The organism is Novosphingobium clariflavum, assembly GCF_026420865.1.
GTDB lineage: Bacteria > Pseudomonadota > Alphaproteobacteria > Sphingomonadales > Sphingomonadaceae > Novosphingobium > Novosphingobium clariflavum.
This window is the reverse complement of record NZ_JAPCWC010000006.1, coordinates 22,356-37,610: the sequence shown is the minus strand read 5'-3', so window position 1 is coordinate 37,610 and position 15,255 is coordinate 22,356. Positions and strand designations below refer to the sequence as shown.

Here is a 15,255-nt window from a genome sequence, read left to right as displayed (position 1 = left end):
TCATCGCTGACCGGGGGCCCTTTTTTTGTGTTTCTATCAGCGAACGATCAGCGCAGCGAGACGACGTTGTCCGAAACGCGCGGGTCCTTGCGCTCGCCGGTGTAGAGGCTCGCCATCGGTTCGTCCGAGACGGTCACCACGTCGCCGGTACCGAAGCCGTTAAACGCCGTGCGCATCGCCGCGCCATAAGCGCCGAGCATGCCCACTTCGATCCAGTCCCCCGCCTTGATGTCGGCGGGGAGCAGGAACGGGCCTTCCATGAAGTCGGCATCGTCGCAGGTCGGGCCGTAGAACGAGAACTCCTGAAGGTCCTCCGAACGCTGACCGTCACGCGCGATGCACTTCACCGGGAAGCGCCATGCCACGTGCGCCGCATCGTAGAGCGCGCCATAGGCGCCCTCGTTGATGTAGAGCTCGTCACCGCGACGCTTCTCGACCTTGACGATCATCGAGCTGTATTCGGCAGAGAGCGCACGGCCCGGCTCGCACCACAGTTCGGCGTTGTACGCGATCGGCATCGCCTCGAAGTGGCGGTGGATGACCTGGAAGAAGTCTTCCAGCGGCGGCGGTTCCATGCCCGGATAGACCGAGGGGAAGCCACCACCGACGTCGATCATGTCGATGACCACGCCCGCATCGGCAATCGCCGCACGCGCACGTTCCAGCGCCTGTACATAGGCGAACGGCGTCATCGCCTGCGACCCGACGTGGAAGCACACGCCCAGCCAGTCGGCAACCTGACGGGTCGCCTGAAGCAGCGGGCCTGCATCTGCCAGATCGATGCCGAACTTCGAGGCGAGGCTCAGCTCCGAATATTCCGACGAAACGCGAAGACGCACGCAGAGACGCAGGTCGGTCGCTTCGTTGCCATCGGCGTCGGTGGTCGCTTCGAGGATCTTCTCGACTTCCTCGATGGTATCGAGGCTGAAGGTGCGAACGCCATGCTCGAAATAGGCTTCGCGGATCGCGCTCGCCGTCTTGACCGGGTGCATGAAGCACAGGGTCGCATCCGGCAGGGTCTGGCGGACCATGCGGACTTCACCGATCGAGGCAACGTCGAAATGCGTGATCCCATTGTCCCACAGGATCTGGATGAGATCCGGCGAGGGGTTCGCCTTCACCGCATAGAGCGACTTGCCCGGAAACTTCGTGGCGAAGAAACGGGCAGCGCGCGCCGCTGCGTGCGGGCGATTGAGAATAACGGGTTCGTCAGGCGCGAGGGTGTGCGCTACGACCGATGCATCAAGATGTTCGAGCAACTCAAGGGACCCCCAAACGGATTGTTAGCGACAAAGCTGCCTTGCGGTTTGGAAGTCCCCATGGGGCAGCGAGGGGCCGGATATAGGGCGGGGCCGATGAATCGCAAGTGAAAAAATCCGGCCTTCATGAAAACGTCACAGAAGTTTCATGAAGGCCGTCACACCGCGCCCTTGATCCGAATTTAGCCTTTTAAAACCAGATGGTTAAACTACGCCCGCCACCCTTCGGAAAAATACCCCGAGAGATGCGGCAAAGCATCGCGATACACGGTTAAAACGCAGGCTCGCCCCGGGGATTCACGCGACTCGTCGCAGCAGGGACCGGCCGGGGCAACGACAGGACGGACCGAGCCGCCCTGCCCTGCCGCATCGGCTGGACGCCGCTCAACTCAAGCGGGCGCGGAAGTCCTCGTAATCGAAGCGGCGGATGCAATCGAGTGCATCGGTTTCCGAATCCCATAGCCAGATCGATGGCAGCGGCACGCCGTTGAAGGTCGTGGTCTTGACCATCGAATAATGGGCCTGGTCGAGAAACGCGAAGCGCATGCCCGGTTCGGGCCGCTCAGGCAGCACGTAATCACCGATCACGTCTCCCGCGAGGCACGACGGCCCGCCCAGGCGCACCGGCTGGCCATCGCCCTCCTCACGCTCGCCCAGCATGGCAGGGCGATAGGGTGCCTCGATCACGTCGGGCATGTGGCAGGTCGCGGAAATGTCGACCACGGCGACCGGCATGCCGTTGTGGGTGATGTCGAGCACGCTGCCGACCAGAATGCCGGCGTCGAGCGCCACGGCCTCACCCGGCTCCAGGTAGACTTCCGCCCCGGTGTCTTCCTGAAGGTCGATCAGGAATTCCACCAGCTCGTCGCGCTGGTAATCGGCGCGGGTGATGTGGTGGCCGCCGCCGAGGTTGATCCACTTGAACTGCCCGAAATAGGGTTCGAGGTAGTCGAACGCCTTGTCCCAGGTACGGCGCAGCGGCTCGAAGTCCTGCTCGCACAGGGTGTGCATGTGGATGCCGTCGATCATCTCGACATGCTCTTCGGTGAGCTGGTCGATCGGGAAGCCAAGGCGCGAGTGCGGCGCGCAAGGATCGTACTTGGGCACTTCGCCTTCGGGATGCATCGGATTGACGCGCAGGCCGATGTCGAAGTCCTCGCCGCGGGCGCGGGCGGCCTCGATCTGCGACCAGAAGCGCTCGATCTGCATCGGCGAGTTGAAGATAACATGGTCCGACAGGCGCAGGATCTCGTCGAGATCCTCGGCCTTGTAGGCGGCGCAGTAAGTCGCGATCTCGCCGTCGTAGAACTCGCTGGCAAGGCGCGCTTCCCACAGGCCCGAAGTGCAGACGCCGTCGAGATACTCGCCGACGATCGGCGCGGTGGACCACATCGAGAACGCCTTGAGCGCGGACAGCACCTTGGCGCCCGACCGCTCGCCGATGTCGGCCAGCACGCGCAGGTTGTCGCGCAGCTTGGCGGCATCGACCACGAAACTGGGGCTGTCGACGCGCGACAGGTCGAAGTGAACGAAGGCTCCCGGATCGCCGGCGCGGGTTTCCATCACTGAAGTCCTTTGCGAAAAGGGGACGGCCTCAGCCGAACGGCCCCTTGAAGATAAACCATGCCCCGGCGCCGACCAGCGAAAAACCGATGACTTCGTTGAGCCCCGGCTTTTGGCCGAACAACGCCCACGCCACCAGCACGAACGCCGTGAGCGAAAAGGCCTCCTGGAGCACTTTCAGCTGGCCGAGAGAATAGACCTGACTGCCGATCCGGTTGGCCGGAACCGCCAGGCAGTATTCGAAGAAGGCGATGCCCCAGCTCATCAGCACCGCCACCCACAGCGCCTTGCCCGGCATCTTGAGATGCAGATACCACGCCGTGTTCATGAACAGGTTGGAGCCCGCCAGAAGAGCAACCGGCGCCACGAAATTCCAGTTCATCGGCGAATTCTCAGTCGACGCAGATCACAGCGGGCGCCTTGTCGCCGCGCAGTTCGGCGTAGCAGCCGTAAAGCTTGTCATCGGCCTGACACTGACCAGTAATGGGACTGACGGCGGGCCTGTCAGGCGAGACCGCACCCGCGCTCGCCACGCATTTGCCCGCGCACTGCGACGTGTCGGTGCAGGTCTTGCCGGCGTCGGCAAAGCGGTGGACGCACTGCTCCATGCCCATCCGGCCACGCCGCTGCACGGTGCCGCCGGATTGTTCGCAGGCCGCACGGTCTGCCGCGCTCATTTCGCGCGCAAGGCCGCCGGGCTCCGAAGTTCCGCCCGTCTGGGTGACAGGCGGCTTCACAGGCGGCTGGGGACCGTCCTGCGGCGCGCAGGCGGCAAGCGCCAGTGCGCCGGCAAGAACGGTCCACAGCCCGCGCATCAGAACGCGACGGGTCCGTCGAGTTCCTCGACCGTCCAGGGCAGGCCGTGCTTGTTCAGCATGTCCATGTAGGGATCGGGATCGAACTGCTCCATGTTGAACACGCCCTCGCCCGCCCATGCGCCAGTCACGATCATGGCCGCGCCGATCATCGCCGGAACGCCGGTGGTGTAGCTGACGGCCTGGTTGCCGGTTTCGGCATAGGCGTCTTCATGGTCGCAGATGTTCTTGATGTAGAACGTCTTCTCACCCGAACCGTCGAGCGCCTCGCCGGTCGCGATGTCGCCGATGTTGGTCTTGCCCTTGGTGGTCGAACCGAGCGAGCTGGGCTCGGGCAGCACGGCCTTGAGGAACTGCAGCGGGATGATCTCGACGCCGTTGTAGACCACCGGGTCGATGCGGGTCATGCCCACGTTCTGCAGCACGGTGAGGTGCTTGATGTACTCGTCGCCGAAGGTCATCCAGAAGCGGCCGCGTTCCATCTCGGGGATGAACTTGGCGAGGCTTTCCAGTTCCTCGTGGTACATCATGTACATGTTCTTGGGGCCGACGGCCTCGAAGTCGAATTCCACCTTCTTGCCCATCGCCGGGGTCTCGACGAATTCGCCGTTCTCCCAGTGGCGTGCGGGAGCGGTCACTTCGCGGATGTTGATTTCCGGGTTGAAGTTCGTCGCGAAGGCCTGGCCGTGGTCGCCGCCGTTGCAGTCGAGGATGTCGAGCGTGCGGATGGTCTTGAGCTTGTGCTTCTTCAGCCACATCGCGAAGACCGAGGTGACGCCCGGATCGAAGCCCGAACCCAGCAGCGCCATCAGGCCCGCCTGCTTGAAGCGCTCCTGATAGGCCCACTGCCAGTGGTATTCGAACTTGGCCACGTCCTTGGGCTCGTAGTTCGCGGTGTCCATGTAGTGCGTGCCGGTCGCCAGGCACGCGTCCATGATCGCGAGGTCCTGATAGGGCAGCGCGAGATTGACGACCAGCTTGGGGCCGATCGAGCGGATCAGCGCCGAGGTCGCCTCAACGTCGTCGGCGTCGATCGCATACGTGCTGATCGTGACGCCGGTGCGCTGCTTCACCGATTCGGCGATCGCTTCGCACTTCGAAACCGTGCGGCTGGCGAGATGAATGTCGGAAAAGATATCCGGATTCATCGCCATCTTGTGGACCGCGACCGAACCGACGCCACCTGCGCCGATCACCAGAACCTTGCTCACCAATCTATCTCCTTGAACGCGCAAGCCGCGAAAGGGCCGCATATAGTGCCCCTGTGTGACAACTCAACTCTTGTGCGGGCAGAGCCCCGCACAAGAGGTTCTTGTCAGGAGCGCCTTCGACATCCGTCGAAGGCTTGCGGCACCAGCCCACTCCCCCACCCGACCTCCCACAACAGTGTATCCTGGATGGGAGGTCGGGTGGGGGAGCGGGCCGGTGCCGCACAAAACGGCCGAATGGCCGTTTTGCCCGGGCGTGAGCCCGGACAAAGAACGACTGTCATAAACCGCCATCGTCCCGTCATCACCCGGTCACCCCGTAGTGGCATTGCCGCCACGACACGCCGACCTGGCACCGGGGGACCACTACCATGCCGCACGCACGCCCTGCTTCCGATCTGATCGAGGGAGCGGTCGTCCGCTCGGAATCCTCCCGCGCCGCACGCCTGCTGGACAAGGCCTTCGCGCTCGCGTTCAAGGGCCTCGTCTACGCGCAGATCTGGGAAGATCCGGTGGCGGACATGGCGGCACTCCAGATCAGGCCGGACAGCCGGGTGCTGACCATCGCCAGCGGCAGCTGCAACGCCCTCTCCTACCTCACCGCCGATCCCGCGGCGATCACATGCGTCGACCTGAACACCGCGCATATCGCGCTGGGACGCCTGAAAATCGCGGCGATCCGAAACCTCGATTACGCCGACTTGCGCAGCTTCATCGCCGAAGCCGACAAGCCGGAAAACGCCCGCATCTACCGCGAAAAGCTGGCCCCGCATCTCGACGAGGCGACGCGCCGCTATTGGGAAGGGCGCGATCTTGTCGGCCGCCGCCGCATCAAGGGCTTCACGCGCGGCATCTACAAGCGCGGACTGCTCGGCCACTTCATCGGTGCGGCCCACGTGCTCGCCAAGCTCTACAAGATCGACCTCAGCGAAATCCTCGGCGCCGAGACGCTGGAAGAACAGCGCCGTGTCTTCGACGAGCGCTTTGCCCCGATCTTCGAGCGCAAGCTTGTGCGCTGGCTGACCGACCAGCCCGCCTCGCTGTTCGGCCTCGGCATTCCTCCCGCCCAGTACGACGCCCTTGCCGGCGGCCAGCGCATGGCCGACGTGCTGCGTGCACGCCTCGAAAAGCTCGCCTGCCACTTCCCGCTCAATGACAACTACTTCGCATGGCAGGCCTTCGGGCGCGGGTATGGCCGTCAGGACAAGGCCCCATTGCCGCCCTACCTCCAGGAAGCCAACGCCGCCTGCGTGCGCGACCGCCTCGGCCGCCTGACGCTGCGCCACGCCAGCTTCACGCAGGTCCTCCAGGAAAGCGCGGACGCTTCGCTCGACCGTTACATCCTGCTCGACGCACAGGACTGGATGAGCGACGCGCAGCTCACCGAACTGTGGAGCGAGATCACCCGCACCGCCCGCCCCGGATCGCGGGTGCTGTTCCGCACGGCCGCCGAACCCACCCTGTTGCCGGGCCGCGTGCCAGACGAAATCCTGTCGCGCTGGGACTACCGCGAGAAAGAATCCCGCGTCGCCACCGAGGGCGACCGCTCCTCGATCTACGGCGGCGTCCATCTCTACGTGCTGAAGGACTAGCCGTGCGCGACACCGCCCTTCCCGCCGATCACGCCGCGCTGATGGACCGCGTCTATCGCGGCCAGCGCCACATCTACGACCTCACGCGCAAGTACTACCTGTTCGGCCGCGACCGGCTGATCCGCGAACTCGATGCGGCGCCGGGCATGGCGGTGCTGGAAGTCGGCTGCGGCACCGGACGCAATCTCGAACTGGTCGGCAAGGCCTGGCCCGGTGTCGAGCTCCATGGCTTCGACATCTCCGGCGAGATGCTCAAGAACGCCCGCAAGCGGCTGGGCGAAGCGGCCCGGCTCGCCCCCGGCGATGCCACCCGGTTCGATCCCCAGGCCCTGTTCGCACGCGCCGGGTTCGACCGGATCGTCCTCTCCTACACGCTCTCGATGATCCCCGGCTGGCAGGACGCCCTGACCCGCGCGGTGACGGCCCTTTCCCCCGGCGGCGCGGTTCACGTCGTCGATTTCGGCGACCTCGCAGGCCTGCCTTCCCCCTTGCGGGCGGGCCTGCGGGGCTGGCTGACACGCTTTCACGTCACCCCGCGCACCGACTTGCCGGGCGTAGCGGCACGCCTTGCCAACGAACGCGGCCTGCCGGTGCGGTTCACCCGCGGGCCACTGGGCTATTACCAGATGGTGCGTATCGGCCACTGAGGCTATGCCCTTGGCCATGAACACGAATCCCCAGCGCCGCCCGACCCGTGAAGGGGTTGTCGAAGCCGCCGCCAAGGTCGCCGCGATCCTGCCGCGCACGCCCTTGCTGCCGCTGGAGGTCGATGGCCGCACGATCTGGTGCAAGGCGGAAAGCCTGCAACCGGTGGGCGCCTTCAAGATTCGCGGCGCCTGGCACCGCCTTACCGCGCTTTCCGACGAGGAACGCCAGCGCGGAGTCGTCGGCGTGTCCAGCGGCAACCATGCTCAGGGGGTGGCCTGGGCCGCACGCAGGCTGGGCATCACCGCCGCCATCGTCATGCCCATCGATGCACCGGAAGTGAAACTGGCCAACACCCGCGCACTCGGCGCCGAAGTCGTCCTCTACGACCGCCCCGGCGGCGAGGACCGCGACGCCGTCTCGCAGCGCCTTTGCGCCGAGCGCGGCGCCACGCTGGTCCATGCCTTCGGCGATCCCTGGATCATCGAGGGACAAGGCAGCCTCGGCCTCGAGATCGCCGCGCAGATGGCGGAAATCGGCCTGGGAGAGCCCGACCAGATCGTCACGCCCTGCGGCGGCGGCGGGCTCACCGCGGGCCTTGCGCTCGCCCTGCCCGATGCCGCCGTGGTCCCGGTCGAGCCCGAGGGCTGGGACGATGTCGGCCGCAGCCTTGCCAGCGGCGAGATTCAGCGAGTCTCCGCCGATGCGCCGCCGACCGCCTGCGATGCCCTGCAAACGCCCGCGACCTGGCCGATCAATTTCGAGGTGCTGAAGGCGCGCTGCCCCTTCGGCCTTGTCGCCACGCCCGCCGAAGTGCGCGCGGCACAGCGGCTGGCTTTCGCAAAACTGCGCCTCGTGATCGAACCCGGCGGCGCGGCGGCATTGGCAGCGGTCCTGGCCGGCAAGGTGGAACTGACCGACCGCACGGCCGTGGTCCTTTCCGGCGGCAATACCGATGCCGAAGCCTTCGCCAAGGTACTGGCCGAAAACGCCTAAATCCCGGATTGACAAGCCGCCTGACCGGGCCGACGCTCCCTTCCATCAGCAAGGGAGCGTCCGATGGTTGGAATGGCAATCCTGCAACCCGTGGTCGCGCTGGCGGCCTGGACCATGGTCATGTGGTTCTGGCTCTACGGCTCGCGCCTCTCCTCGTTCGGCAAGGCCGATCCCGAGGAACTGATCGACGATCCCCACGTCTCGCTGGACCACGTCCTGCCGCCGCAGACCGAGTGGAAGGCGCATAATTACCGGCACTTGCTTCAGGATCCGGTGATCTTCTACGCGATCGCGATCACCCTCGCCATCATCGGCCAGGGGGACGGCCTCAATGCGCAGATCGGCTGGGCCTACGTGATCCTGCGGGTGCTCCATTCGATCGTGCAATCCACCTTCAACCAGATGATGCCCCGCTTCGCGCTCTACGCGCTCTCCAGCTTCTGCCTGATGTTCCTTGTCGCCCGCGCGGCACTGGTGATGTTCTAGGCCGCCCAGGTCCTGACCCTAGACGAACGCCCGCGCGGAAAGTAAACTACCGGGCTAACACAAGCGTGGTTCTGGGAGGTGCTGCGTGAAGACTGTGCAAAGGCAATTGGCCAGCCCGCCGATCCGGTGGTGCGTGCTCGTTCTGGAAATCGGCTTTGTCGTGCTGACGCTGGCCGCGCTCATCAACATGATGCTTCCGGTCGGCTGGGGTCTCAGCTGGTCGATGTTCTTTGTCGGCGTGATCGGCAGCGCATGGGGGGCGGTGATCTACCAGCTGCTCTCCTGCAATGCCGACGATACGGAGAGTGACGGGAACGCCTGATCGCTGTAGAGCGAGCCCATGGATTTCGACGACCAACTCCGCCGCTATTTCGGCACCGACGACCTTGCGACCATCGCTCCCTCCACGCTGGAAACCGGGCTGGACCGCATACGCGTGGACCTCGGCATGGAGAAGGACCGCGCCCGCCGTTTTGCGCTGTGGTCCCTGCTCTACATGTTCGGTGCCTCGCCCGACCTCGACGTCGCGTTCGACAACGAGGACGACCGCAATGCCGCGCGCGACTTCATGGACATGATGGCCAAGGCACAGGAATCCGATTGATTCCCGGCGACTGAGACGCTGCCTCAGTCGCGCTCGAAATAGCTCGCCAGTTCGACGTGGGTGGACCAGCGGAACTGCCCAACCGGGCGCAGTTCCACCAGCCGGAAGCCCGCCTCGATCAGCCGCGCCGCATCGCGTGACCAACTGGACGGGTTGCACGAGATGTAGACCACCCGGCCCACGGTGGACTCGGCAATACACTCCACCTGCTCGCGCGCGCCGGCCCGCGGCGGATCGAGCACGACGGCCTCGAACTTGCTGAGTTCGTCCGGCTGGAGCGGGTTGCGGAACAAGTCGCGGTGGGCGGAGAAAACCGGCAATTGGGCGCGGTCTGCGCCCGCCTTGCAGGACAAGTGGGCATCGCGTGCGGCTTCGGCAGCCAGGACCCGGGTCTGCGGCCCGGCCAGCGCCATCGCAAACGTGCCAAGACCGGAAAACAGGTCCGCCACGGTCGCAGCGCCTTCCAGCCAGCGCTTCGTCGCGCCGACCAGTGCTTCCTCGCCGTCGACCGTCGCTTGCAGGAACGAACCGGGCGGCAGCGGCACCTGGACGCCGCCCAGCGTCACCGTGACCGGCACCGGCTCCCACACGGTCTCGAAACCGTAGCCGCCGTCCATGGTCAGGCGCGCGAGCCCATGCTCACGCGAGAAATCGAGCATCGCTTCGGTCGCGGCGAGCCCCTCGGCGGTAAGCCCTTTCACGCCCAGATCGACGCCCTGATCGGTCAAGGTCATCTCGATATCGGCAGCCATGCGGGTCTGCTGGTGCTTGCTCGGCTTGCCGTGACGGCCCTTCTTCGCCGGAGCGGCCTTGCCCATGGTGATGAGCAGCTTGCGCAGCGGGCCCAGCACCGCGAACAGTTCCGGCGCCATGACCGGGCATTCTTCCAGTTCGACCAGCCGGTGCGACTTCGCCTCACGGAAGCCGATCACGACGCGCCCGCCCGAACTTTCCGCTCGCAGCGACACGCGGCGACGCGCGCCCGGCGGCGAGAGATGCGGCGGCGCGATCTTTTCCGCGCCAAGTTCCTGCGAGGCCGAGGCATTGGCCACGCGCGCCTCGACAAAGGCGGTCAGCGTCTCCTCGTCGAGTTGCTGGAGCTGGCAACCGCCGCAGCGCCCGAAATGGCTACAGGCCGGCTGGACGTGGTGCGGCCCCCATTCGAGGGTGCCGTCTTCATGCAGCAAGTCGCCCGGCGCAGCGCCCCAGGCAAAGCGGCCGGATTCGGTCACGCCATCGCCCTTGGCGGCGATGCGGATAATTTCTTCGGTTCCCATAGTCACAGGCAGGCCGCTAGCGCAGCCGGAACCATTTGTCCAAGCTGACCGGCGGTAAAGGCGGGCGAAGCGTGCCGCGCGGCCTCTCCATGCAACCAGACACCCTCGCAAGCCGCCGCAAAAGCCTCCGTACCGGCGGCAAGACGGCTGGCGACGCATCCGGCCAGCACGTCCCCCGTTCCAGCAGTCGAGAGCCACGAACTGGCCCGCGGCGCGCAGGCAAGACGGCCATCGGGCGCAGCGATCACGGTGTCCGGCCCCTTGGCAACCACGACCATGCCGCTCGCCTCCGCCAGAGCCAGAGCGCGGGCCGGTTTGCTGCCTGTGCCGTCGAGATCGAAAGCGCGCTCCAGCGCCATCAGTTCGCCCTCATGCGGGGTTGCCACGGTAGCGGCCGAACGCTCCGCCAGCACGCGCGGTGCCAGCAGGATCAGCGCGTCGGCATCGACCACTGCCGGCACCGGATCGGCCAGCGCCACCGCCAGCCGCTCCCGCGCGGCCGCATCGCGGCCGAGCCCCGGCCCGACCAGAATGGCCGTGTTGCGATCATCGGCCAGCACGTCGCTCAAGGCGCCCTGCTCGACCACCAGATCGGCAGGCACATTGCGCTTGCTGTCGGCAAAGAGCTTCACATAGCCCGCCCCCGCGCCCTGTGCCGCAAGGCTAGCCAGCACCGCAGCCCCGGGCATTGCGCCGCCGACCACCGCCAGGAGCCCGCGCCGATATTTGTGCGCGTCCGCGCCCGGCGCGGCGATCCGGGGTTTTGCAACCGCAACGGCCGCTCGGTCGATCGCTGGAATGCCGATCGGAACCTGCCGCAGCGCGCCCATCGTGGCAGCAGCGGGCATCAGGAAATGCGCGAATTTCCACGCGCCCAGCGCCAGCGTCGCATCGTAGTCAGGTAGCCCCTGATTGAGCAGCATCCCGGTATCCGACTGCACCCCGCTTGGCAGATCGAGCGCGATGCGGTGGTGATGCGCTTGGGCCAGCCGCACCAGCAGGGCAAAGTCCTCAGCCGACAACGGACGCGTGAGGCCGCTGCCGTAGAGGCAATCGACAAAGACGTCGCCGTGCACCTCGGCATCGGCTCCCAGCACGGCACCATGATAGCGGGTCCGTGCATCGCGGGCAGCGTCCGTCTTCGGACCGACCGGAGCCACCACCGTCACCTGCCCGCCGCGTTCGCGAATGACCTCGGCGATGACATAGCCATCGCCGCCATTGTTGCCGGGGCCGCACAGGATCGTGACGGAACGCCCGGCCGAGACCCGCCAGACCCATTCCGCCGCACCCAGCCCGGCAATCCGCATCAAGGACTCCACCGACGCCCCCGCCGCGATCAGCACCTCTTCGCCGCCGCGCATCTGGGCAACGGTCAGGATCTGGTCATTTTGCGGCAGCAGCCTGTGGGGCATGGGACTTCCTCGTGGCCGGGAACAGGTAGCGGTCAGCCCCGACAGAAACGTCGAGCCGCCCGCCTTCCAGCCTTGTTACTGCCACTTGCGCCCCATCGGCAACCTCAAGCCCGCGCCCGTCGCTGACAACGGCAAAGCGGCGAAAGCCGCCATCCGGGTGGCGAACCAGCAGCGTCAGCCCATTCGCCCCCTGATGCCGCTCCACCGCGCAGATCGGCTTGAGTTCGCCGGAACCGGAAACCGCGCAAGGGATATGGTCCTCCCCCTCGGCAACCTTAGGCGCCTCGTGCTTCGACGAGCAGGCGGCAAGTGCGAGAACAAGGGCAACAGCAGGGAGCGATCGGACCATGTCCCTTGGCTACAAGGACTTTCTCGCCGACCGCAAGCGCCCGTCTGGCGCAGACCGAGAATGGGACACTTACACAAGGCCCCGTGCAGTGTTACGCTGCATGGATTCTGTCGAGGGAGAGCATAACGATGCCGCTTATCGAACGCGCCGCCCGGGCTCTGGCAAAAGCCGAACACGGTACCGACGACTGGAATACCCTGACCCCGCAAGATCGCGAGCAATTGAAGGAAACCGCACGCGAAGTCGTAAAGGCGCTGCGGGTGCCGACGCCGGGCATGTGCCTCGCCGGTGAGCATCTGCTCAAGAAGGACCGCGGCCTGACCGTCAGCATCAGCGATGTGCACGACACATGGCAAAACATGGTGGACGAGGCCGTGCGCATGGCGCCTGCCGCCGACGGCTGATCCGGCCGCAAACGGCCATGGGATGCAGGGGCGATTGCCCCTGCATTACCCTCTTGAACCTTACTTGCGCTTGAGCTGCGTGACGTCGCGCACGGCACCCTTGGCCGCGCTGGTGGTCATCGCCGCATAGGCCTGGAGCGCTGCGGAAACCTTGCGCGGACGCGGGTGGACCGGCGACCATGCCTCGGCACCGCGCGCTTCCTGGCTGGCGCGACGGTGAGCCAGCACTTCGTCCGAAACCATCAGATTGATGGTGCGGCCGGGAATGTCGATCTCGATGGTGTCGCCGTTCTCGACAAGGCCGATAGCGCCCCCCTCGGCGGCTTCCGGCGAGGCGTGGCCGATCGAAAGGCCGGAAGTGCCGCCCGAGAAACGGCCGTCGGTCAGCAGCGCGCAGGCCTTTCCGAGCCCCTTCGACTTCAGGTAGCTGGTCGGATAGAGCATTTCCTGCATGCCCGGTCCGCCGCGCGGTCCTTCATAGCGAATGACCACGACGTCACCCGCACCGACCTGTCCGCCGAGAATGCCTGCAACCGCCGCGTCCTGCGATTCGTAGACGCGCGCGGTGCCGGTGAACTTCAGGATGGAATCGTCCACGCCCGCCGTCTTCACGATGCAGCCGTCCTGCGCGATATTGCCATAAAGCACCGCAAGGCCGCCGTCCTGGCTGAACGCGTGTTCCTTGCTGCGGATGACCCCGTTCTCACGGTCGAGATCGAGTTCCTCCCAGCGGCGGGACTGGCTGAAGGCCGTCTGCGTCGGCACACCACCCGGGGCAGCCTTGAAGAATTCCTGCACCGAAGGCGCGTTGGTGCGGCTGATGTCCCAGTGGTTCAGGGCATCGCCCAGCGTCTTGGCATGGACGGTCGGCAGATCGGTGTGCAGCAGGCCCGCACGGTCGAGCTGGCCGAGGATCGCCATGATGCCGCCGGCACGGTGAACGTCTTCCATGTGAACGTCGTTCTTCGCGGGCGCCACCTTGGACAGGCACGGCACCTTGCGGCTGAGCCGGTCGATGTCCTCCATCGTGAAGTTCACGCCCGCCTCGGCGGCGGCGGCCAGCAGGTGGAGCACGGTGTTGGTGGAGCCACCCATGGCGATATCGAGGCTCATGGCGTTCTCGAACGCCTCGAAGCTGGCGATATTGCGCGGCAGAGCGCTCTCGTCCTCCTGCTCGTAATAGCGGCGGCAGAGGTCGACCGCGAGACGGCCCGCTTCCAGGAACAGGCGCTGACGGTCGGAGTGGGTCGCCAGCGTCGAACCGTTGCCCGGCAGCGAAAGCCCCAGCGCCTCGGTCAGGCAGTTCATCGAGTTGGCGGTGAACATGCCCGAGCATGACCCGCACGTCGGGCAGGCCGAACGCTCGATCGCCTTCACTTCCTCATCGGTATAGCTCTCGTCGGCAGCGGCAACCATCGCATCGACCAGATCGAGCGCATGTTCCTTGCCGCGCAGCACGACCTTGCCCGCTTCCATCGGTCCGCCCGAGACGAAGACCACCGGAATGTTGATGCGCAGCGCGGCCATCAGCATGCCCGGCGTGATCTTATCGCAGTTGGAGATGCAGACCATGGCGTCGGCGCAGTGGGCGTTGACCATGTATTCCACGCTGTCGGCGATCAGGTCGCGGCTGGGCAGCGAATAGAGCATGCCGTCGTGGCCCATGGCGATGCCGTCATCGACCGCGATGGTGTTGAATTCCTTGGCAACACCGCCCGCCGCCTCGATCTCGCGGGCGACCATCTGGCCCAGGTCCTTCAGGTGGACGTGGCCGGGCACGAACTGGGTGAACGAGTTCACCACGGCAATGATCGGCTTGCCGAAGTCCGCATCCTTCATCCCCGTCGCGCGCCAGAGGCCACGCGCGCCCGCCATGTTGCGGCCGTGGGTGGAAGTGCGTGAACGATAGGCGGGCATTGTGCGAACTCCGGGATTGGTCATGGCGGCGGCGCTCTGCGAGCGTCGTCTTGCCGCGCCCCTACGCCATGCGGATGGCTTTTGCGAGGCATAAAATTTCCTGAAATGCGGTTTTTGCTTTTCGGATCGTGCAAGATCAATCCTGCGGCGGCGGCCCGTAGCGATTGTCACCCTTGGAACCCGCGCCCGCGAGCAGCAGGATCAACACGCCGAGGGCGCCGAGATAAAAGAGGTTGTTGAGGAACAGCAGTCCGAACAACCGCATGTCAGGCTCTGGCGCGGCAAAGATCCTTGGCATCTGGGTAAAGCCGATAACCAGGAACGGCAGTGGCAGCAGCCCCCAAGTGCCGGCCTTTCCCGTGTCATGCAGACGTCTGGTTACAGCAGCAGCCAACAGGACGATCGCGACAGCCATCACAATCTCCATCGCTCCGGTCACGGCCGAAAAATCGGGCATCAACTCGGGGTGATGCCCTTGAATACTGATCTCGTAATGGCCCGGCCCCGAAGTCACTGTGGCCTGCTCCGGGTGTTCGCGAGCGTATTGCTGCATCTTCGCCATGCTGCGCACCATCATCGGCCCGATCGCCGCAAAGCTGCCAATACAGACCAGACCGACCACGACACCGGCCCAGGGCCAGAACTTCGCCCGCCCTTCTCGACCTGAGAATTTGGCCAGCCGTACAAGGTGATAGCCGATCATGATACCCCTGCCTTCAGTATCG

17 protein-coding genes are annotated in these 15,255 nt (G+C 65.5%); 7 read left to right on the top strand and 10 right to left on the bottom strand.

All coding sequences use genetic code 11. The annotated features are described in order from the left end of the window. Nucleotides 1-47: 47 nt before the first annotated feature. From OKA11_RS09880 to OKA11_RS09860, 5 genes are all read right to left on the bottom strand, one after another. Nucleotides 48-1,259: a type III PLP-dependent enzyme gene (locus OKA11_RS09880; protein ID WP_267220036.1), complete on the bottom strand. Its 1,212-nt coding sequence runs from the start codon at nucleotides 1,257-1,259 to the stop codon at nucleotides 48-50. A 384-nt stretch (nucleotides 1,260-1,643) separates the two neighbouring features. Beyond that, nucleotides 1,644-2,822 carry a carboxynorspermidine decarboxylase gene (locus OKA11_RS09875; RefSeq protein ID WP_142634407.1) on the bottom strand — a complete coding sequence of 393 codons (1,179 nt, stop codon included), beginning with the start codon at nucleotides 2,820-2,822 and terminating at the stop codon, nucleotides 1,644-1,646. 31 nt (nucleotides 2,823-2,853) lie between these two features. Continuing rightward, the gene (locus OKA11_RS09870; RefSeq protein WP_142634409.1) at nucleotides 2,854-3,204 is read right to left on the bottom strand and encodes a DMT family protein; all 351 of its coding nucleotides are present in this window, start codon (nucleotides 3,202-3,204) and stop codon (nucleotides 2,854-2,856) included. Between the two features lie 10 nt (nucleotides 3,205-3,214). Further along, nucleotides 3,215-3,637 (bottom strand): hypothetical protein, encoded by a 423-nt coding sequence (locus OKA11_RS09865; RefSeq protein WP_267220035.1) that lies wholly within the window; start codon nucleotides 3,635-3,637, stop codon nucleotides 3,215-3,217. Continuing rightward, nucleotides 3,637-4,848, bottom strand: coding sequence for a saccharopine dehydrogenase family protein (locus OKA11_RS09860; protein WP_267220034.1), 1,212 nt, complete (start codon nucleotides 4,846-4,848; stop codon nucleotides 3,637-3,639). The genes OKA11_RS09865 and OKA11_RS09860 overlap by 1 nt, the downstream gene beginning before the upstream one ends. 368 nt (nucleotides 4,849-5,216) lie before the next feature. Here OKA11_RS09860 and OKA11_RS09855 point away from each other — a divergent pair, with 368 nt between their 5' ends. From OKA11_RS09855 to OKA11_RS09830, 6 genes are all read left to right on the top strand, one after another. Beyond that, the gene (locus tag OKA11_RS09855; RefSeq protein ID WP_267220033.1) at nucleotides 5,217-6,437 is read left to right on the top strand and encodes a DUF3419 family protein; all 1,221 of its coding nucleotides are present in this window, start codon (nucleotides 5,217-5,219) and stop codon (nucleotides 6,435-6,437) included. Nucleotides 6,438-6,478: 41 nt separating this feature from the next. Beyond that, nucleotides 6,479-7,084: a class I SAM-dependent methyltransferase gene (locus OKA11_RS09850; protein ID WP_267220246.1), complete on the top strand. Its 606-nt coding sequence runs from the start codon at nucleotides 6,479-6,481 to the stop codon at nucleotides 7,082-7,084. 16 nt (nucleotides 7,085-7,100) lie between these two features. Continuing rightward, a complete protein-coding gene (locus OKA11_RS09845; RefSeq protein WP_267220032.1) occupies nucleotides 7,101-8,078 on the top strand; it encodes a threonine ammonia-lyase in 978 nt (325 codons plus the stop codon). Between the two features lie 63 nt (nucleotides 8,079-8,141). Beyond that, entirely contained in the window at nucleotides 8,142-8,564 is a 423-nt protein-coding gene (locus OKA11_RS09840) for an MAPEG family protein (RefSeq protein WP_267220031.1), read from the top strand. A gap of 85 nt (nucleotides 8,565-8,649) precedes the next feature. Further along, the gene (locus OKA11_RS09835; RefSeq protein ID WP_267220030.1) at nucleotides 8,650-8,886 is read left to right on the top strand and encodes a hypothetical protein; all 237 of its coding nucleotides are present in this window, start codon (nucleotides 8,650-8,652) and stop codon (nucleotides 8,884-8,886) included. 18 nt (nucleotides 8,887-8,904) lie between these two features. Continuing rightward, on the top strand, nucleotides 8,905-9,168 hold the full coding sequence (locus OKA11_RS09830) for a hypothetical protein (RefSeq protein ID WP_267220029.1): 264 nt from the start codon (nucleotides 8,905-8,907) through the stop codon (nucleotides 9,166-9,168). A 23-nt stretch (nucleotides 9,169-9,191) separates the two neighbouring features. On the opposite strand, the gene OKA11_RS09825 is transcribed toward OKA11_RS09830, so the two are convergent. The 3 genes from OKA11_RS09825 to OKA11_RS09815 are packed head-to-tail and all read right to left on the bottom strand — an operon-like array spanning nucleotide 9,192 to nucleotide 12,209. Continuing rightward, nucleotides 9,192-10,445, bottom strand: coding sequence for a class I SAM-dependent RNA methyltransferase (locus OKA11_RS09825; RefSeq protein ID WP_267220245.1), 1,254 nt, complete (start codon nucleotides 10,443-10,445; stop codon nucleotides 9,192-9,194). A 2-nt stretch (nucleotides 10,446-10,447) separates the two neighbouring features. Next, nucleotides 10,448-11,860 (bottom strand): NAD(P)H-hydrate epimerase, encoded by a 1,413-nt coding sequence (locus OKA11_RS09820; RefSeq protein ID WP_267220028.1) that lies wholly within the window; start codon nucleotides 11,858-11,860, stop codon nucleotides 10,448-10,450. Next, a complete protein-coding gene (locus OKA11_RS09815) occupies nucleotides 11,832-12,209 on the bottom strand; it encodes a hypothetical protein (protein WP_267220027.1) in 378 nt (125 codons plus the stop codon). The genes OKA11_RS09820 and OKA11_RS09815 overlap by 29 nt, the downstream gene beginning before the upstream one ends. Before the next feature lie 128 nt (nucleotides 12,210-12,337). Here OKA11_RS09815 and OKA11_RS09810 point away from each other — a divergent pair, with 128 nt between their 5' ends. After that, nucleotides 12,338-12,613: a hypothetical protein gene (locus OKA11_RS09810; protein ID WP_267220026.1), complete on the top strand. Its 276-nt coding sequence runs from the start codon at nucleotides 12,338-12,340 to the stop codon at nucleotides 12,611-12,613. A gap of 60 nt (nucleotides 12,614-12,673) precedes the next feature. On the opposite strand, the gene ilvD is transcribed toward OKA11_RS09810, so the two are convergent. Beyond that, entirely contained in the window at nucleotides 12,674-14,530 is a 1,857-nt protein-coding gene (gene ilvD, locus OKA11_RS09805; protein WP_267220025.1) for a dihydroxy-acid dehydratase, read from the bottom strand. A 136-nt stretch (nucleotides 14,531-14,666) separates the two neighbouring features. Continuing rightward, entirely contained in the window at nucleotides 14,667-15,233 is a 567-nt protein-coding gene (locus OKA11_RS09800) for a DUF805 domain-containing protein (RefSeq protein ID WP_267220024.1), read from the bottom strand. Nucleotides 15,234-15,255 lie beyond the last annotated feature (22 nt).